This is a genomic window from Maribacter sp. (genome assembly GCF_039974175.1).
Taxonomy (GTDB): Bacteria; Bacteroidota; Bacteroidia; order Flavobacteriales; family Flavobacteriaceae; genus Maribacter_C.
Window position 1 is genome coordinate 40,024 of the sequence record NZ_JBDWJN010000004.1, and the last position, 21,687, is coordinate 61,710.

The 21,687-nt window shown below is 39.0% G+C and carries 28 protein-coding genes; 15 read left to right on the forward strand and 13 right to left on the reverse strand.

From position 1 onward, the window contains the following. The first annotated feature begins 3 nt into the window (after positions 1–3). The 11 genes from ABJN95_RS05100 (at position 4) to ABJN95_RS05150 (ending at position 6,752) form a co-directional block, all read left to right on the forward strand. Positions 4–384 (forward strand): hypothetical protein, encoded by a 381-nt coding sequence (locus ABJN95_RS05100; RefSeq protein ID WP_348368934.1) that lies wholly within the window; start codon positions 4–6, stop codon positions 382–384. 38 nt (positions 385–422) lie between these two features. Further along, positions 423–611: a hypothetical protein gene (locus ABJN95_RS05105; protein WP_348368935.1), complete on the forward strand. Its 189-nt coding sequence runs from the start codon at positions 423–425 to the stop codon at positions 609–611. 34 nt (positions 612–645) lie between these two features. Continuing rightward, complete coding sequence (locus tag ABJN95_RS05110; RefSeq protein WP_348368937.1) at positions 646–1,164, forward strand: GNAT family N-acetyltransferase; 519 nt, start codon at positions 646–648, stop codon at positions 1,162–1,164. Continuing rightward, positions 1,161–1,739: a Crp/Fnr family transcriptional regulator gene (locus ABJN95_RS05115; RefSeq protein WP_348368939.1), complete on the forward strand. Its 579-nt coding sequence runs from the start codon at positions 1,161–1,163 to the stop codon at positions 1,737–1,739. Before ABJN95_RS05110 ends, ABJN95_RS05115 begins: the two co-directional genes overlap by 4 nt. 52 nt (positions 1,740–1,791) lie before the next feature. Further along, positions 1,792–2,184: a hypothetical protein gene (locus ABJN95_RS05120; RefSeq protein ID WP_348368941.1), complete on the forward strand. Its 393-nt coding sequence runs from the start codon at positions 1,792–1,794 to the stop codon at positions 2,182–2,184. A gap of 29 nt (positions 2,185–2,213) precedes the next feature. Beyond that, positions 2,214–2,789, forward strand: coding sequence for an NAD(P)H-dependent oxidoreductase (locus ABJN95_RS05125; protein WP_348368943.1), 576 nt, complete (start codon positions 2,214–2,216; stop codon positions 2,787–2,789). Between the two features lie 74 nt (positions 2,790–2,863). Beyond that, complete coding sequence (locus ABJN95_RS05130; RefSeq protein ID WP_348368945.1) at positions 2,864–3,454, forward strand: hypothetical protein; 591 nt, start codon at positions 2,864–2,866, stop codon at positions 3,452–3,454. A 26-nt stretch (positions 3,455–3,480) separates the two neighbouring features. Continuing rightward, a complete protein-coding gene (locus ABJN95_RS05135) occupies positions 3,481–4,080 on the forward strand; it encodes a DUF1684 domain-containing protein (protein WP_348368947.1) in 600 nt (199 codons plus the stop codon). 7 nt (positions 4,081–4,087) lie between these two features. Beyond that, positions 4,088–5,356, forward strand: a complete 1,269-nt coding sequence (locus ABJN95_RS05140) for a sterol desaturase family protein (RefSeq protein ID WP_348368949.1) — start codon at positions 4,088–4,090, stop codon at positions 5,354–5,356. Between the two features lie 115 nt (positions 5,357–5,471). Beyond that, entirely contained in the window at positions 5,472–5,906 is a 435-nt protein-coding gene (locus ABJN95_RS05145; RefSeq protein WP_348368950.1) for a hypothetical protein, read from the forward strand. A gap of 84 nt (positions 5,907–5,990) precedes the next feature. Beyond that, entirely contained in the window at positions 5,991–6,752 is a 762-nt protein-coding gene (locus ABJN95_RS05150) for a creatininase family protein (RefSeq protein WP_348368952.1), read from the forward strand. Positions 6,753–6,813: 61 nt separating this feature from the next. Here the strand turns inward: ABJN95_RS05150 and ABJN95_RS05155 are convergent, their stop codons facing one another. From ABJN95_RS05155 to rsfS, 6 genes are all read right to left on the reverse strand, one after another. Beyond that, a complete protein-coding gene (locus ABJN95_RS05155; RefSeq protein ID WP_348368954.1) occupies positions 6,814–7,074 on the reverse strand; it encodes an acyl-CoA-binding protein in 261 nt (86 codons plus the stop codon). Continuing rightward, the gene (locus tag ABJN95_RS05160) at positions 7,064–7,735 is read right to left on the reverse strand and encodes a phosphatidylserine decarboxylase family protein (protein ID WP_348368956.1); all 672 of its coding nucleotides are present in this window, start codon (positions 7,733–7,735) and stop codon (positions 7,064–7,066) included. The genes ABJN95_RS05155 and ABJN95_RS05160 overlap by 11 nt, the downstream gene beginning before the upstream one ends. Then, the gene (locus ABJN95_RS05165) at positions 7,725–8,546 is read right to left on the reverse strand and encodes a phosphatidate cytidylyltransferase (RefSeq protein ID WP_348368958.1); all 822 of its coding nucleotides are present in this window, start codon (positions 8,544–8,546) and stop codon (positions 7,725–7,727) included. Before ABJN95_RS05165 ends, ABJN95_RS05160 begins: the two co-directional genes overlap by 11 nt. Before the next feature lies 1 nt (position 8,547). Continuing rightward, positions 8,548–9,159 carry an LUD domain-containing protein gene (locus ABJN95_RS05170; protein ID WP_348368960.1) on the reverse strand — a complete coding sequence of 204 codons (612 nt, stop codon included), beginning with the start codon at positions 9,157–9,159 and terminating at the stop codon, positions 8,548–8,550. A gap of 83 nt (positions 9,160–9,242) precedes the next feature. Continuing rightward, positions 9,243–11,237, reverse strand: a complete 1,995-nt coding sequence (gene ftsH, locus ABJN95_RS05175) for an ATP-dependent zinc metalloprotease FtsH (RefSeq protein ID WP_348368961.1) — start codon at positions 11,235–11,237, stop codon at positions 9,243–9,245. A gap of 23 nt (positions 11,238–11,260) precedes the next feature. Beyond that, entirely contained in the window at positions 11,261–11,647 is a 387-nt protein-coding gene (gene rsfS / locus ABJN95_RS05180) for a ribosome silencing factor (protein ID WP_348368963.1), read from the reverse strand. Between the two features lie 92 nt (positions 11,648–11,739). On the opposite strand from rsfS, the gene ABJN95_RS05185 reads away from it, so the two are divergent. Next, the gene (locus ABJN95_RS05185) at positions 11,740–12,471 is read left to right on the forward strand and encodes a biotin--[acetyl-CoA-carboxylase] ligase (protein WP_348368965.1); all 732 of its coding nucleotides are present in this window, start codon (positions 11,740–11,742) and stop codon (positions 12,469–12,471) included. 30 nt (positions 12,472–12,501) lie between these two features. Here ABJN95_RS05185 and ABJN95_RS05190 read toward each other — a convergent pair whose 3' ends face one another. Both ABJN95_RS05190 and pyrE read right to left on the reverse strand, forming a co-directional pair. Further along, positions 12,502–12,894, reverse strand: a complete 393-nt coding sequence (locus tag ABJN95_RS05190) for an SRPBCC family protein (protein ID WP_348368967.1) — start codon at positions 12,892–12,894, stop codon at positions 12,502–12,504. 1 nt (position 12,895) lies between these two features. Beyond that, positions 12,896–13,537 (reverse strand): orotate phosphoribosyltransferase, encoded by a 642-nt coding sequence (gene pyrE, locus ABJN95_RS05195; protein WP_348368969.1) that lies wholly within the window; start codon positions 13,535–13,537, stop codon positions 12,896–12,898. A gap of 7 nt (positions 13,538–13,544) precedes the next feature. On the opposite strand from pyrE, the gene ABJN95_RS05200 reads away from it, so the two are divergent. After that, positions 13,545–14,132, forward strand: a complete 588-nt coding sequence (locus ABJN95_RS05200; RefSeq protein WP_348368971.1) for an NUDIX domain-containing protein — start codon at positions 13,545–13,547, stop codon at positions 14,130–14,132. A gap of 18 nt (positions 14,133–14,150) precedes the next feature. Here ABJN95_RS05200 and ABJN95_RS05205 read toward each other — a convergent pair whose 3' ends face one another. The 5 genes from ABJN95_RS05205 to ABJN95_RS05225 all read right to left on the reverse strand — a co-directional run bounded on the left by ABJN95_RS05205 (position 14,151) and on the right by ABJN95_RS05225 (position 19,840). After that, positions 14,151–15,902, reverse strand: a complete 1,752-nt coding sequence (locus tag ABJN95_RS05205) for a M14 family metallopeptidase (protein ID WP_348368973.1) — start codon at positions 15,900–15,902, stop codon at positions 14,151–14,153. 63 nt (positions 15,903–15,965) lie between these two features. Beyond that, positions 15,966–16,370, reverse strand: a complete 405-nt coding sequence (locus ABJN95_RS05210; protein WP_348368975.1) for a response regulator — start codon at positions 16,368–16,370, stop codon at positions 15,966–15,968. Continuing rightward, positions 16,357–18,207 (reverse strand): PAS domain S-box protein, encoded by a 1,851-nt coding sequence (locus tag ABJN95_RS05215; protein ID WP_348368976.1) that lies wholly within the window; start codon positions 18,205–18,207, stop codon positions 16,357–16,359. Before ABJN95_RS05215 ends, ABJN95_RS05210 begins: the two co-directional genes overlap by 14 nt. Before the next feature lie 167 nt (positions 18,208–18,374). Then, on the reverse strand, positions 18,375–18,830 hold the full coding sequence (gene coaD / locus ABJN95_RS05220; protein ID WP_348368978.1) for a pantetheine-phosphate adenylyltransferase: 456 nt from the start codon (positions 18,828–18,830) through the stop codon (positions 18,375–18,377). Positions 18,831–18,856: 26 nt separating this feature from the next. Continuing rightward, positions 18,857–19,840: a D-alanine--D-alanine ligase gene (locus ABJN95_RS05225; RefSeq protein WP_348368980.1), complete on the reverse strand. Its 984-nt coding sequence runs from the start codon at positions 19,838–19,840 to the stop codon at positions 18,857–18,859. A gap of 159 nt (positions 19,841–19,999) precedes the next feature. Here ABJN95_RS05225 and ABJN95_RS05230 point away from each other — a divergent pair, with 159 nt between their 5' ends. Together ABJN95_RS05230 and ABJN95_RS05235 are read left to right on the forward strand one after the other, a co-directional pair. Next, entirely contained in the window at positions 20,000–20,587 is a 588-nt protein-coding gene (locus tag ABJN95_RS05230) for a PASTA domain-containing protein (protein WP_348368982.1), read from the forward strand. A 3-nt stretch (positions 20,588–20,590) separates the two neighbouring features. Continuing rightward, complete coding sequence (locus tag ABJN95_RS05235; protein WP_348368984.1) at positions 20,591–21,616, forward strand: RluA family pseudouridine synthase; 1,026 nt, start codon at positions 20,591–20,593, stop codon at positions 21,614–21,616. Positions 21,617–21,687 lie beyond the last annotated feature (71 nt).

A 21,687-nucleotide genomic window follows, 5' to 3' on the forward strand; every position in this document is an offset into this window, starting at 1 on the left:
GCTATGCAAAGTATACCCGCAAAACGCCTATTTCTAATTGACGGTTTTGGAGCCCTAGTATCAGCGCTATTTTTGGGTGTGGTTTTAGTTGGGCTGGGAGATAAAATTGGTATGCCAAAAAATGTACTACACCTACTAGCCATCCTTCCCATTTTTTTTGCTATCTATTCTTTTAGTTGTTATTTCTTTCTCAAGACAGATAGTCGACTTTTTTTAAAAGGCATTGCTGCTTTAAACCTATTGTACTGTTGCTTAACGATTGGCCTTCTATTGTTATATGACCATAAGCTTACGCTTCTAGGTTGGACCTATTTTGTTGCTGAATTGCTAGTACTTGCTGTTTTGATATTTCTTGAATTTAAAGCAAGTTCAAAAAATACTTAGGTATAGGGCAAAGCAAAAAATTGTGTATTTTTAGCCCCATGGATATTAAAAAAATACTTGGATTAGTACTTACCCTATTGGGTATTGGGGGCTTGATCTATACAGCTGTTTTATATGTTAACGGCTCAGGAGAATTTAAGGTACTGGCCGTATATGGCATTCTAGGCGCAATTTTCTTCTTTTCCGGTATCGGTTTGATAAAGCGTTTGGGGAGTTCAAACGAGTGATACATTTTATTCTGGAACATCAAAACAAAAGATTTTGAAAATCCATAACAGCACTTCTGAAGACATTCCAGAAATCTTCCGTCTGTATGCTTTGGCGACCGAATATCAGAAAACCATCTTCCCAGAAAATACATGGCCTACCTTTGAACGTACACTGGTGGAGAACGAGATTCAACAACACCGACAGTTTAAGATGGTCGTTGATGGCCAGATTGCTTGTATTTGGGCCATTACCTTTCACGATCCTCAGATCTGGGAGGCCCGCGATAAAGACCCTTCCATATACATTCATAGAATAACAACCAACCCAGAATTCAGAGGACGACAGTTTGTAAGCGAAATTGTAAACTGGGCGAAGCACTATGCCAAATCACACCAAAAGAAATTCATCCGTATGGATACATGCGGCAATAATGAGAAGCTTATACAGCATTACAAGAAGTGTGGATTCAATTTTTTAGGAATGGTACAATTACAGTGTGCAGATGAACTGCCTAGTCACTATCAAGACGCCGATGTATGCCTCTTTGAAATTAAACTAAACAGCGCATGATGGATGAAATAATCGCCTCTATTGTTGCACAATTTGGAACACTTTCTCCCGGTGCTATAAAAGATGTCAAAAAGGTGGGGCAACTGCAAAAAGTCAATAAAGGCGATATTTTGGTCAAAGAAGGCGACTATTCGTATGAATTGTACTTTGTGGCTAAAGGCGGTGCAAGAGCGTACTACCTAAAGGATGGCAAAACTATTACCGATTGGTTTGCATTTGAAAACGATTTCATTTCTTCAATAGTTAGTTTTTTTCTCGGGGTACCTAGTCAGCATTATATTGAAGTGTTGGAAGACTCTACCTTTATGGTCTTGCAACTTAAAGATATAGAAGTACTATGCGATAAATATCACGACTTTGAAAGACTGGCACGCATGAGCACGACAAAAACGATGCTACAACTACAACAACGCATTGTGTCATTACAATTCAAGTCGTCGAAAGAACGCTATGATAGCTTACTTGAAAAATATCCGCAAATAGAATTACGTGCTCCCCTTGGTGATATTGCTTCGTATTTGGGTATCACTCAAGAGACGCTAAGTCGTATTCGGAATTCGAAAAACGGAATTTGATTTATATCAAAGGAAAGCTTCTTTTACCAAACTACCTTTGGTAAAAAAGAAGATGAATACCATACTGATTATTGCCAATTTATTGGTCTTGTTCACTTTTATCATACACACATTTGGGGGCGACCAAAACCTTAGGGAAATTGAACCAGATGCGGAAAGTCCGAATAGGCTTCGCATATTTTGGACCATGGGTCGGGGTGCATTTCATATAGTTTCGATAGACTTTCTATTTGCAACTATAGGTTTGGCGCTGATTAATTTTACAGACTTTTTTGAAGAACCAGCGCTTCTTCTAAACCTTCTGGCTCTGTATTTTCTAGGCTATGGAATTGCTTTTTTAACTAGCTTAAGCATCTCTAGTAAATTTCCAAATATCTATCTTAAGATGTGGCAATGGTTGTTGATGTTTGTTATTGCTGGGCTTATTTTCTGGGGCAATTCATAGTTTCAAAAAACTTAATAAAACCAAAGCATATGAAAATCTTACTCATCAATGGCCATCCCGATAAAGAAAGCTATAATTACGCCTTGGCTTCTTCGTATAAAAAAGGGGCACTAGCATCGGGTGCCGAGTTTCGCGAAATTAATATTGGCGAGTTGACTTTTAACCCCAATTTAGAATTTGGCTATCGCAAACGGACGGAACTCGAACCAGATTTATTGAACGCCCAAGAAAGCATTCAGTGGGCAGAGCATATTGTTTGGGTCTATCCGGTGTGGTGGGGTTCAGTTCCAGCAATAATGAAAGGATTTTTAGATCGGGTGTTGCTTCCGGGCTTTGCCTTTAAAAAAAGAGAAGGATCCGTTTGGTGGGATAAGTTCATAACCGGTAAAACTTCTCGAATCATTTGTACCATGGATCAACCTAGTTGGTATTACCGCTGGATCAATGGAAGACCAAGTCATATCGCTATGAAAAAGCTAACCATGAACTTTATCGGAATTAAAAAAGTACGCATAACAGCTATTGGCCCGCTGCGCTTATCAAAGAACGGATTTCGTCTAAAATGGTTGAAGAAGGTTGAAAAACTAGGGTTGCTGAATACATGACCGTCGCTGGATGTATAGCAAGGTATTTACTCCAATTTAAGGGAATTTCATATCTTTAGAAAAACAATGATATCATGAAAAATCTATTTCTGACCACTTTGGCCTTAACTATATTTTCAGCCTGCGCGCAGGAAGAAAAACCAGAAATCATGCCAAAGGAAATTCAAATAAAGACGGCCTTACTTGCTGCTCCTGAAGATAAAAAAGATGGTGCAATGATTTACGGATATGATGAAGATGGTGAAGTGACCGTTCTACGTAAAGGCACCAATGATTTGGTTTGCGTTGCAGATAACCCATACAACAAGGGTATCCAGGCAGCATGTTATTTCAATCAGCTCGATCCGTTTATGAATAGGGGCCGCGAATTAAAAAAGGAGGGTAAAGAAACTATGGAATTAAGGGAGATAAGAGGTGCTGAAGTTGCTGCAGGTACCCTTAAAATGCCAGAGTCACCTACGATGATGTACATTTTCTATGGAAGTGAAGAGACCTACGACAAGACCAATGCAACCTTGGGCGATGGTCAGTTTAGGTATGTAATTTATACACCCTTCGCGACCGCTGAATCTACAGGCCTGCCGTTAAAGCCTCATGCCAAAGGCATGCCTTGGTTAATGGATCCTGGTACGCATCGTGCACATATTATGGTGGGCCCTAATTAAAAGCCAAAGCTTATTAAAATCAACAGATGCGAACAATTCATTTACTCCTTACCGTTGCTGTTCTTCTTTGTTTAGAGATGAATGCTCAAGTAAATGAGCAAACTGCTGAGGAATTTCAGCGGGAGTTAAATACGCAGTATAAAGACCCAGAAGAGTCTCCCTTAAAGAAGAAAGCCAAATTTTTTAAGGGTCACAATTTCTTTCCAATTGATAGTACGTTTCGGGTAAAAGCTAAATTTGTTCGTACTTTGAATGCGATTCCTTTTCAAATGAAAACTACGGGTGATCGATTACCGGTCTATGAAAAGTATGGTGAGGCACATTTTACTATCCAAGGAAAGGAGTTGATTTTGAGCATTTATCAAGGCCATGCGCAGCGTGAAACTGAGGCGTATGAAAACCATCTTTCTTTGCCTTTCACCGATAAGTCGAATGGATACGAATCATATGCGGGAGGCAGATTCGTTGATTTGGAGATTCCGAATGATGATTTTATCATTATTGATTTTAACAAATCCTACAATCCGTATTGCGCCTATACAACAGGATACTCTTGTGTTATTCCACCAGCGGAAAATGATTTGGATATTAAGATCTTGGCTGGTGTAATGAAGCCGAAAAAGTAAACTCAAAATGGAAACCTACGCCAAAGCACTTTTATACGCGATTCCTTTTTTTATACTCCTTTTAGGGGTAGAATTACTTTATGGGTATTTTGCGAAAAACCAGAAGTACAAGGTGATGGATACCGTCTCGAGTATTAGCTCGGGCTTTACCAATATTTTAAAAGATTCTTTGGGGTTGGGAATTATCTTGGTGACCTATCCCTATCTGCTCGAGCATTTGGCATTAATGGAAATCAAAGCGACTTGGTTGGTTTGGTTGGCGGCTTTTGTCGCGATCGATTTTGCAGGCTACTGGAATCATCGACTAAGCCATAAGGTCAATTTATTTTGGAATCAACATGTTATCCATCACAGTAGTGAAGAATTTAATTTAGCCTGTGCCTTACGGCAGTCAATCTCGAATTTGCTAGGCTATTTCCCTTTTTTGCTTATCCCAGCTGCTTTGGTTGGTGTACCTAATGAAGTCATTGCCATTTTGGCTCCTATACATTTATTTGCACAATTTTGGTACCATACACAGCATATTGGTAAATTGGGTTGGTTAGAATATGTTATCATTACACCCTCACAACATCGGGTGCACCATGCCATAAATCCAGAATACATTGATAAGAATTTGGGCCAAATTCTTTGTATCTGGGATCGTCTTTTCGGAACTTTTCAAGAAGAACTTGACGATGTTCCTCCACAATATGGCGTTTTAAAACCTGCCGCTACATGGAATCCAGTGCTTATCAATTTTCAACATCTGTGGCGCCTCGCCAAAGATGCCTGGCGAACAAATAGCTTTTGGGACAAAATACGTATTTGGTTTATGCCCACTGGTTGGCGCCCTGCTGATGTAAAGAAAGAATATCCCATTCCCATCATTGAAGACGTATATCATTTTGAACGTTATGCAACCCCAAGTTCAAAAGCTTTGAATGCCTACGCCATTTTTCAGTTGTTTGCTACCTTGGCTTTCTTGTTGTTCATGTTTTACAATTATGGTAATATCGGTTTTCAAGGCCTGCTGCTTTTTGGAGCTTTCGTTTTTATAGGTATCTATGGCTATACCACCTTGATGGACCGCACGAATTATGCAGTTTGGATTGAAGTGTTCCGCGGGTTAATGGGGTTACTGTTCATTTTTGTAGCAAAAGATTGGTTTGGCATAAATGCTTATATTTCGTTTGGTAGTATCCTTGTAGCTTCCTATTTTGTTATCACCATAGTTGCTGGTATTTATTTTACCTATTTTGAAGAACAGCTACCAAAGACGGAAACGGCGTTGTGAATAGTGTTTTTAGGCACAAGATGACGCGTTTAAAACAAGGTCAAGCTGTAAAAAAGAAAACACACGAATTAGGTCTCGATTTCCCACGGCCAGACAAGCATTTTAAGGTGTAAATATGAAAAGGAAGATCTTTTTCCTCATCCTAGTATTATCTTATATAAGATTATCTGCTCAAGAAGCTTCCATTTCGAATGCGCAAGATGCCCTGATAGGAGAACATATGTTCGGTGTTCAATTTATCTGGGATGGCTACGGTTCTGCGGTAATTTCAAGAGACGAGGAAGGCGAATTGGTCATAAAGGGCGCCCAGTATTCAAGCAATCAACAAGAATACGTATTGTTGGAAGGGAAAGTCACTGTGCAAGATGAAAGGGTTTTTACGGTTACAGGACATCTTAAACTGTTTACGGAAGGTTGCTGCGGACTTTTAGACCGAAACATAAGCTATACCTTTCGCAAAACTGGAAGCCGTAATTATTGGCGCTTAAAAGAGCGTGAGGATTTATGCAGTCAATACACTTGCGCTTACTATCTCGATATTTTCGAATAATTTGTTCAAGCCGAAGCGGTTTTTTTTAGCCAATTGAAAAAGTTGAAATGAGTTCACTAAGTTTGTGTATCTAACGCAATGCTCATGAGACCTTATATACTTGCCGAAACCAATTGGAAAGCTCTAAAAGACACCAAATTCGATTTAGCCATCTTACCTTGGGGTGCTACCGAAGCCCACAACTACCATTTGCCTTATGCCACCGACAACATCCAAGCCGAATTGATGGTTACAGCATCTGCAAAAGTGACTTGGGAAAAAGGAGGGAAGGTTATTGTGCTTCCCACAATACCCTTCGGAGTGAATACCGGTCAATCAGACATTTATTTGGATATGAATTTGAATCCCAGCACCCAGTTGGCGATGTTGACTGACATTGTGGAGGTTTTAAATCGCCAAGGTATTTATAAACTCTTGATCCATAACGGTCATGGAGGCAATAACTTCAAACCTATTATTCGCGAGTTAGGACTGAAATTCCCAAAAATGTTTATTAGCCTTTCTTTTTTTCCAACCGCCTTAGATAAGTATTCGTATTTCGAGGAGAAGGGAGATCATGCCGATGAGATGGAAACCAGTTTGATGTTGTACTTAAGACCTGATCTGGTTTTGCCAAGAGACCACTGGGGAGATGGAAAGGGGAAAAAGTACAGAATCAAAGCCTTTTCGGAAGGTTGGATGTGGGCCGAGCGAAAATGGTCTGAAATAACTGAGGATACAGGAGTAGGAAATCCACACAAGGCCACCGCCGAAAAAGGAGAACGTTTTTTTAAAGACTTGACACAGAAAATGGGGGAGCTGTTTTACGAACTCTGTGAAGCAGATTTAGATGATTTGTACGAGTAATACGTAGGTGACAGATATCAGTATGCTGTGAGCAATTAGCTTTAGGTCTTGCAGGCATCAACTAGCCACTTATTTCCTTCTTCACAAGTTTAACATACTCCTTCATCGCCTTTTCACGACCAATGTTCTTGGCCTGAATAAGAGCGTTTGCTTTAAAAGCATTAATCAGGGGAGTAGTGCTACCCGGGTGATTCTTATTTCTGTTGGCAATTTTGTAGTAGGCATATAGTTTGAGGAGTAAATCTGCAGGTAGCGGTTTTGTGTAGTTGTTCACAAACTCCACAGCCGCCTTAAAATCTGTTTTTAACTTTTCACTCTTCATCTTTTTTGGTTACACATGCGGCAATACAAGTTTTTGCACCAACTACATGTTGATCAAGCTTTACTGCAATGGCACAATCTAAAGGTAAGAATAAGTCAACTCTTGAGCCAAATTTTATAAATCCCGCATCTGCTCCTTGTTGCACGCTTTCACCTTCTTCAGCATAATTTACAATGCGTCTGGCCATTGCCCCCGCAATCTGGCGATATAGAATTTCACCAAATTTTGGTGTATTGATGACTACAGTTGTTCGCTCATTGTCGGTACTTGACTTTGGGTGCCAAGCTACTAAGTATTTTCCTGGATGGTATTTGGAGTATTTGATCTCACCGCTGGCCGGATAGCGGGTGACATGCACATTGATGGGAGACATAAAAATGGATACCTGTCGTCTTTTATCCTTGAAGTACTCTGTTTCTTCTACCTCTTCTATGACTACCACTTTGCCATCTACGGGTGCTAATATTTCGTCAAAATCTAGCTTCACATTCCGTTTCGGATTCCTGAAAAATTGAAGGATAAGAACAAGAACAACAATGCTCCCTATTTGTAAAAGCCATTTTAGCCATGGAATAGCAACATAGTAGTGAGATGCCAAAACGACAGCACAAACGATAAAAAAGGTTGTAACTATTATTTTTTGACCCTCTCTATGAAACATATGCAAAAATATTTAATGTTAAATACGCAAATGGGGCTGCAAATACCAAACTATCCAAACGGTCTAGCATTCCCCCGTGACCAGGCAAAATAGCTCCACTGTCTTTGACACCGGCAACTCTCTTAAATTTTGATTCTACGAGATCTCCCAAACTTCCGGCTATGACAAGTACTCCTGCCAAAATCATCCATTGCGTAGGATTGATAATAGATTCATATTGCCCCATAATGTAAGCCGCTGCCAAAGCAAAGATAAATCCTCCCAAGGTACCTTCAATAGTTTTTTTTGGAGAAACTGCGGAATATAATTTTGTTCGCCCTATGGCCGATCCAACCAAATAGGCAAAAGTATCATTCACCCAAATTAAGATAAAAATTCCCATAATCAGGAGCTTTGCAAAAGCATCGTCTTTATACGGAATCATAGTTAGAAAAATACAACCTCCACCTATATAAAACAGCCCAATAATAAATTTTTGAATGGTATTGAAGAGCTTTTCTCTTTTTGAGAATAAATATACTAGCAATGCAAAATTAACTATCAACGTAAGAAACATCAAAACGTCGATCAGTAGTTTATCATTCACAAAAACCTGATCAGGCACTAGATATATAAACACCCACCAAAGGGCCAAATAGGCAATGAAAATATGGTACCCTCTAAGTTCAACTAGTCTTTTGTATTCGTAAAGGCAAGCCAAACCAAAGGTCATAAAGAGAAAGTCGAAAGCATCAGAGTTGAGAAAAACAGCGGATAAGAGCAAAAAAATGTAAACCGCTCCAGTTAATGCTCGTCTTAGAACTTCTTTCATCCTATAAATCTTCCAGAAGTAAGAGATAAAGGTTTTTTGAACTGCTTCCGTAAGTTAGGAAGTCATCCGAATTATCTTCATTCGCCTGAAAATGTTTGAGGGTTGTAATATTTGCAGGAATGCTATGGCCGTATTTTTTCTTTATCTTTTTTAACCCTTCACCAATAGATTCTACCAACTGACTGGTGGTGGCGAATACGATTACGTTGTCGGGTAATTCATGTAGTTTTTTCTCATTAAGCTGGTTGGAACAGACTAAAATCGAACCGTTTTGAGCAATCAAGTGTTCACAAGTAGTAAAAAAAACTTCACTTTCCTTTGCTTTAGCGGTAAAGGTGACGCCTTCTTTTACAAATTTTTCCTCGAGGGAATTATTCATAATAAAGAAAGGATGATTTTTCCACTCATTCTCCGCAATGATATTTTTTAAAGCCTGGGAGATTTCTGTAAAAGAATCACAGTATAGAAATTTACCGCCGTTTTTTCTGAAGTGAATGGTGAACTTTTCGTCAATAGGAATATTCAAGTCTGGCATATGTAGGCCTCGAGTTTCCACTGTTTCCTTGGAAACTTTCTTCTTACCACCCCCGAATAATTTATCAAATAGCCCCATTAATGGTAATACTTGGTATATTGCTGTTTTTCAACTCTTATCTGAAAAACGTTAAATGTAATTATTTATTTTCTTAAGAGCTTTTAGGAAGCTACATCCTCATCCAAATCCGCTGCTGTTCTTTCAGTGATTGCTTCACCATTTTCACTAAATTCCTCTTCACCAGCAAAAGGTCTTTTTCCAAATATTTTTTCTAGATCTTCTTTAAATATTACTTCCTTCTCAAGCAGTCTTTCGGCCAAAGTAGTAAGCTTGTCTTTATGCTCTGTTAATACTTGAATAGCCCTTTGATATTGTGCTTCAATAATTTTCGAAATTTCTTCATCAATTTTTTGAGCAGTTTCTTCGCTATACGGTTTTGAGAAGCCATAAGAATCTTGGCCCGATGAATCATAATAAGTAAGATTACCTATCTCATCGTTGAGTCCGTATACGGTAACCATAGCCCGTGCTTGCTTTGTTACTTTTTCCAAATCACTTAATGCCCCAGTGGAAATTTTATCGAAAATCACTTTTTCTGCGGCTCTACCTCCTAAGGTAGCACACATTTCGTCTAACATTTGCTCTGGCCGAACAATCAATCTTTCCTCTGGCAAATACCATGCAGCCCCTAAAGATTGTCCTCTGGGCACAATGGTTACTTTTACTAAAGGAGCGGCGTGCTCTAGCATCCAGCTAGTGGTAGCATGACCCGCTTCGTGATATGCGATGGTCTTTTTCTCTCCTGGAGTGATGATTTTGTTTTTCTTTTCAAGACCTCCAACTATTCTGTCGACCGCATCTAAGAAATCTTGTTTGGTAACAGCTTTCTTTTCTTTACGAGCAGCAATAAGTGCTGCCTCGTTACAAACGTTGGCAATATCAGCACCTGAAAACCCGGGAGTTTGCCGCGCTAAGAAATCCAAGTCTAAAGTTTCTGCAGTTTTTATTGGTCTCAGATGTACCTCAAAAATCTCTTTTCGTTCTCTAATATCTGGTAGATCAACATAAATTTGTCTATCGAATCGGCCGGCACGCATTAAGGCTTTGTCTAACACATCTGCACGGTTGGTAGCGGCTAAAACAATGACATTGGTGTTCGTGCCAAATCCATCCATTTCCGTTAAGAGTTGGTTTAGGGTATTCTCGCGCTCATCATTTGAACCTGTAAAGTTGTTTTTACCTCTTGCGCGCCCAATAGCGTCAATTTCATCAATAAAAATGATCGCTGGTGATTTGTCTTTTGCTTGTTTGAATAGGTCTCGAACCCTTGAAGCACCAACCCCAACGAACATTTCAACGAAATCTGAACCCGATAAGGAGAAGAATGGTACCTTGGCCTCACCGGCTACCGCTTTTGCCAACAAGGTTTTACCAGTTCCCGGAGGCCCTACCAATAAAGCTCCTTTTGGAATTTTACCACCTAAAGAGGTGTACTTATCAGGATTTCTCAAGAATTCAACAATTTCCTCTACTTCTTCTTTGGCACCTTCTAATCCAGCAACGTCTTTAAAAGAAGTACGTGTATCGGTCTTTTCATCAAAGAGTTTCGCCTTCGATTTTCCAATATTGAAAATCTGACCACCGGCACCGCCGCCTCCGCCACCTGACATTCTTCGCATCAAATAGATCCATATACCGATAATCAGAACAAAAGGTAATACAGAAACTAAAATATCTAACAGCAGATTGTTCTCACTGTCAAACTTGATGATGGTATCGAGGTTATTTTCGGTTTTAATCTCATTGATGTCATCTTCAAAGTTTTGAGGATCTCCGAATTTTACCATGTATTGGGGGTTACTACTGCCTAAAAAGGCAGGTTTGCCCGATACATCTTTGTGAACTTCTTTGGTAAGTGCCTCTTCGGTTAAGAAGACTTTTGCTTGACGTGTATTGTTGATTACCAATATCTTGTCAACGTCACCATTTCTCAAAAACTCGTGCAGTTCTGAGGTGGTAGTTTCAGAAGTATTGTTAAAACTACTGCTGCCTACAAACTGAAACCCAATTAGTACAACTGCGATTAATCCGTAGATCCACCAGGAGTTGAATTTAGGTTTCTTAGGGTTTGTATTGTTATTGTTTTCTTTAGCCATTCTTGTGTTTTTTTACCCTGAATTTAGTTCTGGGTACTGTTTACGCTACTTTCTATTTCGGTGAATTTTGCATCTCCCCAAAGACCTTCTATATCATAGAACTCTCTAATCTGCTTTTGGAAGACATGAACTACTACATTGACGTAATCCATTAGAACCCATTCGGAATTATCTTGACCTTCTATATGCCAAGGTTTGTCTTTGATAGCTTTGCTAACTGTTTTTTGGATTGACCCGACGATGGCGTTCACCTGCGTGTTGGAAGTACCATTACAAATAATAAAGTAGTCGCAAACGGTATTTTCAATTTCCCTTAAATCGAGTAAAACGATATCATGTCCTTTTACATCTTCTATTCCCTGTAAAATTAATGCTATCAACTCATCTGCGCTAGCTTTTCCTTTCTGCATTCAAAAATATTAGTTTATACAAAGTTATTATTTTTTTGTTCTTTTAACCCTAGTTTTTAAGAATAGATTATACATTATTACTGGGGTTGCATATGCTTATAGTCAAACTTGATGCCACGGACTCAACAAACCAATACTTAAAAGAGCTAATGCTTTCGAAAGACTTGGAAGATTTTACTGTTGTTACCACCAAAGAACAGCGGCATGGCAGGGGCCAAATGGGTGCTAAATGGGAGTCTGAATCAGGTAAGAACCTCACTATTAGTATTTTAAAAAAATTTGACCAGCTGCCCATAGGCGATCGGTTTCTACTGAATATTTGTGTTTCTTTAGCTATTCTGAATACTTTAAAAGGATTATCAGTCCCTGATTTAAGTGTGAAATGGCCAAACGACATTCTGTCAGGCAACTCAAAAATATGTGGTATTCTTATTGAAAACGTGCTTAGCGGTAATCAAATTCAAACTTCTATAGTGGGCATTGGTCTCAATGTGAACCAGCAGGCTTTCAATACCCTTTCTAACGTGTCTTCATTGAAATTGTTGTTGGGACGAACGGTAAATCTCGATATGCTCTTGCACAAAATTTTAGACAATTTAAAGGCCAGTTTTTTAAGGCTCGAGGAAAACGCGAGCACAGGGCTATGGGAAGCTTATGAACAGCAGCTGTTCCGAAAAGACAAACCTTCTACTTTCAAAGATGTGAATGGCGATCTATTTATGGGATTTATAAGAAGAATATCACCGCAAGGAAAACTAGTCGTCGAAATTGAAGACGCCCTTATCAAAGAGTTTGATCTAAAGGAAATTAGCTTGTTGTACTAATTATTTCTTAAGTAGCGGCCTGAGAAGACCTCAAACTTTTGCCAAATTTTCTGAAAGCGTACCCATAAAGTTGGTGATAGGCGATTTGATCATCATGGCCATCATAGCATTAAATTCTCCTGTAAAACTCAACACTACTTCCGACTTAGTATCTTCAAGAGACCGAATATCAGCCTTTAAGGTAAATGGGAGTTTTTCGCTTGCAGCACCTAAAATCAATTGGCTGAATTCTGTTTGTTCTTTGCGCTCCAAAACGATTTCTGGCATGCCTTTCAGGGCAAAAAGAAAACGATTGTCATTGATAACTTCGAATTTGTCAATATTATCTGGCATTAATTGTTCAAAGTTTTTGAGGTCGGTTAGAAATTCGAAAACTTCCCGCTCGCTTTTATTGACTGTCGTACTAGGGGATTCTATAAACATATTATTTTTTCCATTCGGATGGATTTGTCCTCCATTCCATTAAAGTTGTTAGTTGCTCCTCTTTAATATAACCTGATTCTGCAGCCCTTTCAGTTAAATGGCTATAGTCGCTTAAAGTATGTAAATCAATGGCCTTTTTTTCGAAATTTTCTTTGGCTACATCAAATCCGTAGGTGAAAATGGCAATCATGCCCTTGATGTTGGCACCGTAACTTTGCAAAGCGTCTACGGCATTCAAGCTGCTTTTACCTGTACTAATCAAATCTTCGATAACAACCACATTTTGATTTTCTTCTAAACGGCCTTCAATTTGATTTTGTCGGCCGTGTGATTTTGCCTCTGGTCTTACATAGATAAAGGGTAACCCTAAATATTCGGCGACTAACATACCTATGCCGATAGCACCGGTCGCAACACCTGCAATTACATCAGGTTTGCCGTAAAGCGCCTCTACTTGTTTGCCCATTTCTTCCCTAACATAGTTTCGTATCGTGGGATACGAAAGTATTATTCTATTGTCACAGTAGATGGGAGATTTCCATCCAGAAGCCCAGGTAAAAGGGTTTTCAGGTTCCAATTTAATTGCATTAATTTGTAAGAGAAGTTCGGCCGTTTTTTTAGCCGTGTCTTTGTTTAAAACCATGACGCAAATGTATAAAGTTTTTGTCAATGAGCGCCCCCTCATTTTAACAAATAAACTCTCCGAAACGGCAAACAGCAAATATTTTCTTTTGAATGAAGATGCTATTCAAGAGGCGATTGATGCATTGAGAAAAAAGAAGCTAAAAGAAGCGTATATCTACCACCCGAACCACGAAGAAATCCTTAAGAAGTTCACCAAAAAGATTCCCTTAGAAATAGCTGCTGGCGGTGTGGTTACGAATAAAGAAGGTAAAGTACTTTTTATTTATAGAAATGATAAATGGGACCTCCCCAAAGGGAAAATAGACAAAGGGGAAACCATTGAAGAATGTGCCTTACGTGAAGTAGAAGAAGAAACGGGGGTTAAGAAACTGAAAATCGAGAACGTTTTGCAAACGACCTATCACGTCTTTAAAAGAAATGGAACCTATAAACTCAAGGAGGTACATTGGTACGCCATGAAAACTACATATAAGGGAAAGCTCAAAGGCCAGAAAAGTGAAGGCATAGAAAGGGTGAAATGGAAAGGCCCGGAGAAAATCGAAAAAGCGCTACAAAACTCGTATATCAATATAAAGATCTTGTTTGGGCATTGAATTAGTAGTGAGCTGGGTTTATTTCAAAACCCTGTAAACCGGATACTGCATATGCGCCGCTTCATAGTGCTTTGAACGTTTAAAAAGCCAATCGAGCTGAGCATACCAATTTTGGGCGAAGACTTCATCAGACTGTTTTTTTAGTTCGAAGTACTCTTTTAGTTCGGCATCCTCTTTTAACATTTGCAACGCCTCGTCTTCAAAAACATAAGGTGAAAAACCTTCTTTTTGTTGCAAGATTACATCGAAGAAGTTCCAATTGAAGAAAGAATCTTTTGCTTGGGGTTGCAGAGTTTCCAGTAAGTAACGAATACCTATTTGGTCGGTTGGCACTAAGATATCTCCTTCGGAGAAGGTTATCGTTTGTAAAGTTGCGTTCACTTTGGTATCATAATGTGGATAATGGCCCTCGTATGGGCGCTGCTGCGTTTTATAACTAGCTATTCGATACGATTCAACCGTAACGGTGCTATCTTCATTCAAAGCGGAATATTTAATTTCATTGAGCTCAAGTCGGTCTATGATTTTGCCCCATCCTTTTTTGATGATATATGCGGATGGGATTTCAACTGAATCTGTTGGCATGAAATAATTTTGATATTGCACTTCTTTTGTAAAGGGCCTGCTTCTATCATATTTTAACCTTTTAAAACCGGTTACTTCACTGATCAGGGTATCGGCTTCATAGCCCTTAAAATCTATAATGGAGGAGGCTGTAGTGTCAACGGCCCATGTTGTGGGGTAGTGCTTCCAATTGTGATGCCGGGTACTTGCAGTGTCGCGGAGCTTTTTTATTTTGGCGCCGTCTTTTTCTGCGATGGCAATCATTTGGTTCATTAGGTGGTAAGTACCTTCAACTCTTTGTTTGTATGGTTTTAGCATATGGGTTTCGACCATCATACCAAGGGTGTTCCATAGCGTGGTATATCCCGTGGAATATCTGGGGTAGTCCATAAACTGTGAAAACCCTTTCTCTGGCACTTCATTAAAAACGTTTACATAGGGAGTGATATCCCATTCCATAGCCGCTAGGTTTTTTTCCAACTGTGGCATCATTTCAGTATTCAAATAGTCACCAAGTGCTCCTCCCAATTTATTGTGCTGGGTGAAAAGGTGGGTCAGGGTATACTGATAGTCGGCCCCATTGCTCACATGATTGTCAATGAAAATATCAGGATTTGCTAAATGGAAAATCTGCGAAAAGGTTTTGGCATTTTCAGTATCCATTTTGATAAAATCACGGTTGAGGTCATAGTTTTGGGTGTTGCCCCGAAAACCATACGACTTAGGTCCGTTTTGGTTGGCCCGGGTAGTGCTATTTCGATTCAAGGCCCCTCCAACATTATACACAGGAATGGTAACCAAAACCGTATGAGGTGGAGGATTGATTTTGCCCACTGCTAAATCACGGTATAGGAGCATAGTTGCATCAATACCATCACTTTCACCTGGGTGAATTCCGTTATTGATCAGGATAATGGTTTTTTCGTCGGCTATTTTTTTGAGATTGAAATCTCCATCGACATTAAAGGTAACCATGTGTAAAGGATTACCACTGTCTGTAGCTCCAATAGTCTGAATGTTGATTTCAGGAAATTCCTTTGCAAGTTGAATATAAAAATCGATCACCTGTAAGTAGGTAGCCGTTTCTTCGCCCTTGGTTACCTCAAAGTGGGTAGGGAAACTGATAGCCTCATCTTCTGGTTCGGTCTCACAAGAAATAAAAACCAAAAGAAATAATAAGGCTACGAATTGCTTTGTCGCTTTCATATGAATAGTTAAATAACTCATTGAGCAACGTAAAACTAAGCAAATTATAAAAATTGAGCCCCCTTAAGCTACTTTGGTTATTTCTGCGATTTCCTGCTTTCTAATGGGTTTATGATTGTAGGTGACCGTGTGATGCGTTTTGTCTTTGTACAACTTCCAGTTGTGCGCATCAGTACTATCTATAGATGATGTTATGATATTGATCCTTACTTTGTCTTTGATTGGTAGCGCGATAAATTCTTTTAAAAACTGCCACCCATCCATTATGGGCATATTGATATCTAGAAAAATAACTTCAGGAATTTCTTTCCCCGCTAACATCATAGCTTTGATACCGTCAATGGCCTGCTTTCCGTTTTCGAAGGTGTTTATGGTGTTATAAGTCACCAATGTATCAAGCATTCTCCTCATGCCAAATACCGTTATTGGGTCGTCATCTATAATGCAGATAGAGTTAATCTTTATCATTGAAATATATTTTAAAGGTAGTACCCTTGCCAACTGTGCTGTCAACAGCAATTTTTCCTCCCATGGCTTCAATTTGATTTTTGGTAATGTAGAGTCCGATACCTTTCGCATCTTTATTTTCATGAAAGGTCTTGTACATGCCAAAAAGCTTTTCTCCATACTTGTCTAAATCAATTCCAAGTCCATTATCTTCAATATGTAACACGGTATAGTTTTCCTCAGTAGATGAACTCAACTTAACGAAAGAATTGCGCTTAGGTGATCGATATTTGATCACATTGGTCATGAAATTGGTAAGAATACTATCGATATAGGCCGGCACCACCCTAATCTTTACGTTGTCTCTTATTGAATTGAGCACTTTAATGTTGTGTTGGTTTAATTCTGCGCTTAAATTCTGTTTTACCGCTGCTATTTTTGTATTTAGTTTGACCTGCTTTTTTCTTAAACTCGTATTAGTGGTAATGTGAACCACTTCGTTTAAGTTGTCTAGTGTCTCCAATAGATTGTTAGAAGCCTTCAGTAACATTTTCATCAACTTCCCTCTTTCCAAGTCTGACTTTTCAGCAGCCAGGAAATCTAAAAGCATGGAGATATTGGCACTATGTGACCTTAGGTTATGCGATACGATATGAGCAAAATTGATAAGTTTTTTGTTTTGAGAAGAAGTAACATCTATTAGCTTACGGAGTTCCAGTTCCTTCTGTTTGATTTCAGAAATGTTCATTCGTATGCTGACCAAACCATAAGCATGTTCATCAGAATCTATAAGGGGAATTTTAGATATCAAATACGTACTCTGCTCATCATTTCCCTCATTGTGGGTTACTTCCTTGCGTAAAATGGGTTTGAGATCACGCATAACGGCTAAATCATCCTTTCTAGTGATTTCTGCCTGAGATTTATCGAAGAAATTAAAGTCATCTTTACCAATGATGTCTTGCTCGCTTGTGACATTGCAGAATTCCATTTCTGACTTGTTGACAAGAATTCTTCTAGATTCCAAATCCTTAATGCTTACTCCAAGAGGCAGATTGTCAATAAGTGTTCTTAGCAGCCTTTGATTTTCATGCGTCTTTTCTTCATTCAAATGCCGCTCATTGACATTTTGAATGGTACCAACCATTCCAGAGAATTTACCATTCTTATATAAAGGTTTGCCAGAAGTAATCACTCTTAATTCATTGCCTTTTGCCGTAACTATCTGTAGTTTTTCGCTAAAGGGAACTTCATGGGTAATCGCTTTATTAACGGTCATCGAAATCGTATTTCTACTATTTCCAAGTTTGTAAAAATTTAAGGAGTCAATAAAATTCGGACTGTAATCTTCGGCAACTTCATGAATGGCCTTGGTGCGACTGTCCCAAAACATTTTATCTTCCGCTAGATTATAGTCCCAAAAGCCTATTTCAGCGATTTCTGAAATGTCTTCAAAGATGACTTCTAATTTTTCTAGCTTGTTCTCCGCTAACACCCTAACCGTGATGTCTTTCATTTGTAATATGGTTCCAATCACGTTTTCGTTTTCGTCATACCAAGGCGTGCTTTGCAATTCGTACCACTTTTTGATCCCATTTGCATCAATGTGGCTTTCGGTTAAGGTAAGGTTGGGGAGCTCTTTTAAGCACTCTGAAATGGCGTTTTGCCATTCCATATTGGAATTCTTGAAAAGTGAAATAATGCTTTTCCCAATGACTGCTGAACTAGCGAAGTCAAAATCATATAACCATTTATCTGAAACGAAAACGATAGCCTTTCGTATATCTACAAAAACAGTCGCCTGAGGGAGCTGTTTGATCAGATAGCTGTTATTGGTTTTTTGACTTTTCTTCAACATATGTATTTTCCTACAATTATATGTTGAATTTTTGTCAAGATTCAAATTATGTTGTGAATTGTACGAATGTAGTTGTAATCTCCATTTTTTCAATGGAAACCACAATACCTAGTTGAGGTTTTCCTTAATGGAATTCCTACAAACGAAGCAAAATTGCCGAGTACTATTTATTTTACTATTACGGTAGAAGGAACTAAACCAGTATAGTCACCCCCATTGCGAATGACATCACGTACAATAGAAGAACTGATAAACGACTTTCCAGATGAAGTCAGTAGAAAAACCGTTTCAATTTCTGAAAGTTTGCGGTTGGTGTGGGCAATAGCCTTTTCAAACTCAAAATCACCCGGATTGCGTAAGCCTCTAAGAATAAAATTAGCATTAATCTGTTTACAGAAGTCTACTGTAAGTCCTTCATAGGTTTGCACGCTGATTTTCGGCTCGTCAGCAAAGGCTTGCGTTATAAAACGCATTCTTTCCTCCAAGGAGAACATATATTTTTTATCCGCGTTTCTACCTATGGCTATAATAAGTTCGTCAAACAAGGTGATACCTCTTTGTATGATATCTTGATGGCCAAGGGTTAAGGGGTCAAAAGAACCCGGAAAAATTGCGCGTCTCATGTAATTCGTTCTTAATTCGTTTAAAGTTACCCTTTTTTGGCTAAGGCCTCCTCGATAGCACTTTCAAATAACTGCGAAAGTGATATCCCGGCGACCCCGGCTTGTTGCGGTAAAAGGCTCTGTTCGGTAAGGCCAGGTGTGGTATTCATCTCTAACATATAAGGGTCGTCACCAATAAAAATAAATTCACTGCGCGAATATCCGGTCATTTTAAGAATATCATAGGCTTTCCGAGCCATTTCTACCACCTTTTTTTCTTGTACTTCAGATATTCTAGCGGGTGTAATTTCGGTCGATTTTCCTTCATATTTGGCCTCATAATCAAAGAAATCATTGTCTGAAACTATTTCAGTAATAGGTAGCACCTTTGTTTCTCCTTTGTATTTGATAACCCCAACAGATACTTCAGTACCATCTAAAAAGGCTTCGATAATGATTTCATCATCTTCTAGATACGCATTTTCGATAGCAGCATTTAAATCTTCCTTTGCAAAGACCTTTGAAATTCCGAAACTGCTTCCCGCCTTGTTGGCCTTCACAAAGCAGGGTAGCCCTACTTTGGCAATTATGGCATCCGCATCAATTGGGTCTCCAAGATTCAGGTAATACGATTCAGCGGCAGGAATGCCATAAGGTCTTAAAACACTCAGCAAATCGCGTTTATTGAATGTAAGTGCCGATTGATAATAGTCGCATGAAGTCTGTGGAATTTCCAATAGTCGAAAATAGGCCTGCATTAAGCCATCTTCTCCGGGAGTGCCATGAATGGCGTTAAAAATACAATCGAATGTTAGAATTTCAGAAGCTATCTGCACCGAAAAATCTTCTCGATTTACTGGATATTCCTTGTCGTTGGCATCCACATAAACCCATCTATCTTTAAAAATATGTATGCGAAAGACTTCGAATTTAGTATGGTCTAGATAGTTGTATACTACATTCCCGCTCTTTAAGGAAATTTTATACTCACTAGAGTAACCACCCATTATTATGGCAATCTTTTTTTTCATACCTACTTAAATATCTTCATTGGTTGACCGAAATCTGCAAGTCAAAGTAAAGAAAAAGAGATGGTATTCATTCGCTTCACCTTAATATTTTTTACCCGCCTAAGGCATTGTGCCTATATATGAGTTCATTTCCTATCTTTGTTCAGATAAATTCAACGGATGAGAAATTTTTTAAGCTTTCTAAAAAGCAAAACTTTTTTTATACAACTGGGCCTTGCCGCTTTGGCCGTTATTATTCTAGTTTTTCTCCTTTTGAGGTGGTTAAATAATACCACTAATCATGGAGAGTTCGTTGAGGTACCAGACTTTTCAAAAATGTCGGTGATGGAAATGCGTGCCGCCATCGAGGAAGCAGACCTGAGATATGAGGTTTTAGATTCTGCAAATTTTAATCCTGATTATCCTCGATTTTCAATTATAGAGCAGAATCCACCGGCGGGTAATAAAGTCAAAGAAAACCGAAAAATTTACTTTACAGTGAATCCATCTGGGTACAAAAAAGTGACCATACCCAACGTGATTCAAGTTACGCAACGCAACGCTTCTTCTATGCTTCGGGCCGTTGGTCTAGATGTGCAACGTATTACCTATATTGACCAGATCGGTAAGAATATGGTCTATTATATCAAGTACAAGGGAAAACAGGTGAAACCGGGCGATAAGATACCGAAAACGTCAAAGGTAGAATTGGTTTGTGGCAATGGAAGAATAGGAGAGCGCGAACAAATAAAAGCAGATTCTGAATAAGGTATGGGCTCTGCAAACGGTCCTGCACTTCAAGAGGACGAGCTTTACGAACACCACCGAATTGTAGCCCCCAAAGGCCAAAAACCGTTTCGTGTGGATAAGTTTTTGATGAATTTTATCGAAAATGCCACCCGAAACAAGATACAGCAAGCCGCAAAAGATGGCCATGTGTGGGTAAATGGAACCATCGTAAAACAGAATTATAAGGTTAAAGCGGGCGATGAGGTTAAGGTAATGTTTGAACATCCACCTCATGAATTCTTGTTGGTACCTGAAGATATTCCTTTAGATATCGTATATGAAGATGAAGCCCTTTTGGTGGTTAATAAACCTGCAGGAATGGTGGTGCACCCCGGTCATGGTAATTATTCCGGAACTTTGATTAATGCATTATTGCATCATATTGAAAACCTTCCTGTAAACAGCAACGAGCGCCCAGGACTGGTGCACCGTATTGATAAAGATACCTCTGGCCTTTTATTGGTTGCCAAAACGGAAGCTGCCATGACGCAACTCTCCAAGCAATTTTTTGACAAAACCTCAGAGCGTGAATATGTGGCTTTGGTTTGGGGAAATATGGAAGATGATGAGGGAACAATAGAAGGCAATATTGCAAGACATCCTAAGAACAGATTGCAAATGCATGTTTTTCCTGATGGAGATGAAGGAAAAGAGGCCGTTACGCATTTTAAGGTTTTGGAGCGCTTAGGCTATGTAACGCTGGTCTCTTGCAAATTGGAAACCGGTAGAACACACCAGATACGAGTTCATATGAAATACATAGGACACACCTTGTTTAATGATGAACGTTATGGCGGTGAAAAGATATTGAAGGGAACCACTTTTACGAAATACAAACAGTTTGTTGAAAATGCGTTTAAGATTCTTCCGCGTCAAGCACTTCACGCTAAGACTTTAGGTTTTGTACACCCTGTCACCAAGAAAATGATGCGTTTTGATTCTGATCTGCCAGAAGATATGCAGTCTTGTATAGAGAAATGGCGTCATTATTCGAAACATAGCCAGTAAACGGGTCGAAACGATTTAGGTGTAATTTTTAGTTACAAAATAACGCATTTTGCTCAGCATCGATTTTGATG

Coding starts and splice junctions, on each gene's coding strand:
- ABJN95_RS05100 (WP_348368934.1), top strand. CDS start 4: ATGCAAAGTATACCCGCAAAACGCCTATTTCTAATTGACGGTTTTGGA.
- ABJN95_RS05105 (WP_348368935.1), top strand. CDS start 423: ATGGATATTAAAAAAATACTTGGATTAGTACTTACCCTATTGGGTATT.
- ABJN95_RS05115 (WP_348368939.1), top strand. CDS start 1,161: ATGATGGATGAAATAATCGCCTCTATTGTTGCACAATTTGGAACACTT.
- ABJN95_RS05120 (WP_348368941.1), top strand. CDS start 1,792: ATGAATACCATACTGATTATTGCCAATTTATTGGTCTTGTTCACTTTT.
- ABJN95_RS05125 (WP_348368943.1), top strand. CDS start 2,214: ATGAAAATCTTACTCATCAATGGCCATCCCGATAAAGAAAGCTATAAT.
- ABJN95_RS05130 (WP_348368945.1), top strand. CDS start 2,864: ATGAAAAATCTATTTCTGACCACTTTGGCCTTAACTATATTTTCAGCC.
- ABJN95_RS05135 (WP_348368947.1), top strand. CDS start 3,481: ATGCGAACAATTCATTTACTCCTTACCGTTGCTGTTCTTCTTTGTTTA.
- ABJN95_RS05140 (WP_348368949.1), top strand. CDS start 4,088: ATGGAAACCTACGCCAAAGCACTTTTATACGCGATTCCTTTTTTTATA.
- ABJN95_RS05145 (WP_348368950.1), top strand. CDS start 5,472: ATGAAAAGGAAGATCTTTTTCCTCATCCTAGTATTATCTTATATAAGA.
- ABJN95_RS05150 (WP_348368952.1), top strand. CDS start 5,991: ATGAGACCTTATATACTTGCCGAAACCAATTGGAAAGCTCTAAAAGAC.
- ABJN95_RS05155 (WP_348368954.1), bottom strand. CDS start 7,074: ATGAAGAGTGAAAAGTTAAAAACAGATTTTAAGGCGGCTGTGGAGTTT.
- ABJN95_RS05160 (WP_348368956.1), bottom strand. CDS start 7,735: ATGTTTCATAGAGAGGGTCAAAAAATAATAGTTACAACCTTTTTTATC.
- ABJN95_RS05165 (WP_348368958.1), bottom strand. CDS start 8,546: ATGAAAGAAGTTCTAAGACGAGCATTAACTGGAGCGGTTTACATTTTT.
- ABJN95_RS05170 (WP_348368960.1), bottom strand. CDS start 9,159: ATGGGGCTATTTGATAAATTATTCGGGGGTGGTAAGAAGAAAGTTTCC.
- ftsH (WP_348368961.1), bottom strand. CDS start 11,237: ATGGCTAAAGAAAACAATAACAATACAAACCCTAAGAAACCTAAATTC.
- rsfS (WP_348368963.1), bottom strand. CDS start 11,647: ATGCAGAAAGGAAAAGCTAGCGCAGATGAGTTGATAGCATTAATTTTA.
- ABJN95_RS05185 (WP_348368965.1), top strand. CDS start 11,740: ATGCTTATAGTCAAACTTGATGCCACGGACTCAACAAACCAATACTTA.
- ABJN95_RS05190 (WP_348368967.1), bottom strand. CDS start 12,894: ATGTTTATAGAATCCCCTAGTACGACAGTCAATAAAAGCGAGCGGGAA.
- pyrE (WP_348368969.1), bottom strand. CDS start 13,537: ATGGTTTTAAACAAAGACACGGCTAAAAAAACGGCCGAACTTCTCTTA.
- ABJN95_RS05200 (WP_348368971.1), top strand. CDS start 13,545: ATGTATAAAGTTTTTGTCAATGAGCGCCCCCTCATTTTAACAAATAAA.
- ABJN95_RS05205 (WP_348368973.1), bottom strand. CDS start 15,902: ATGAAAGCGACAAAGCAATTCGTAGCCTTATTATTTCTTTTGGTTTTT.
- ABJN95_RS05210 (WP_348368975.1), bottom strand. CDS start 16,370: ATGATAAAGATTAACTCTATCTGCATTATAGATGACGACCCAATAACG.
- ABJN95_RS05215 (WP_348368976.1), bottom strand. CDS start 18,207: ATGTTGAAGAAAAGTCAAAAAACCAATAACAGCTATCTGATCAAACAG.
- coaD (WP_348368978.1), bottom strand. CDS start 18,830: ATGAGACGCGCAATTTTTCCGGGTTCTTTTGACCCCTTAACCCTTGGC.
- ABJN95_RS05225 (WP_348368980.1), bottom strand. CDS start 19,840: ATGAAAAAAAAGATTGCCATAATAATGGGTGGTTACTCTAGTGAGTAT.
- ABJN95_RS05230 (WP_348368982.1), top strand. CDS start 20,000: ATGAGAAATTTTTTAAGCTTTCTAAAAAGCAAAACTTTTTTTATACAA.
- ABJN95_RS05235 (WP_348368984.1), top strand. CDS start 20,591: ATGGGCTCTGCAAACGGTCCTGCACTTCAAGAGGACGAGCTTTACGAA.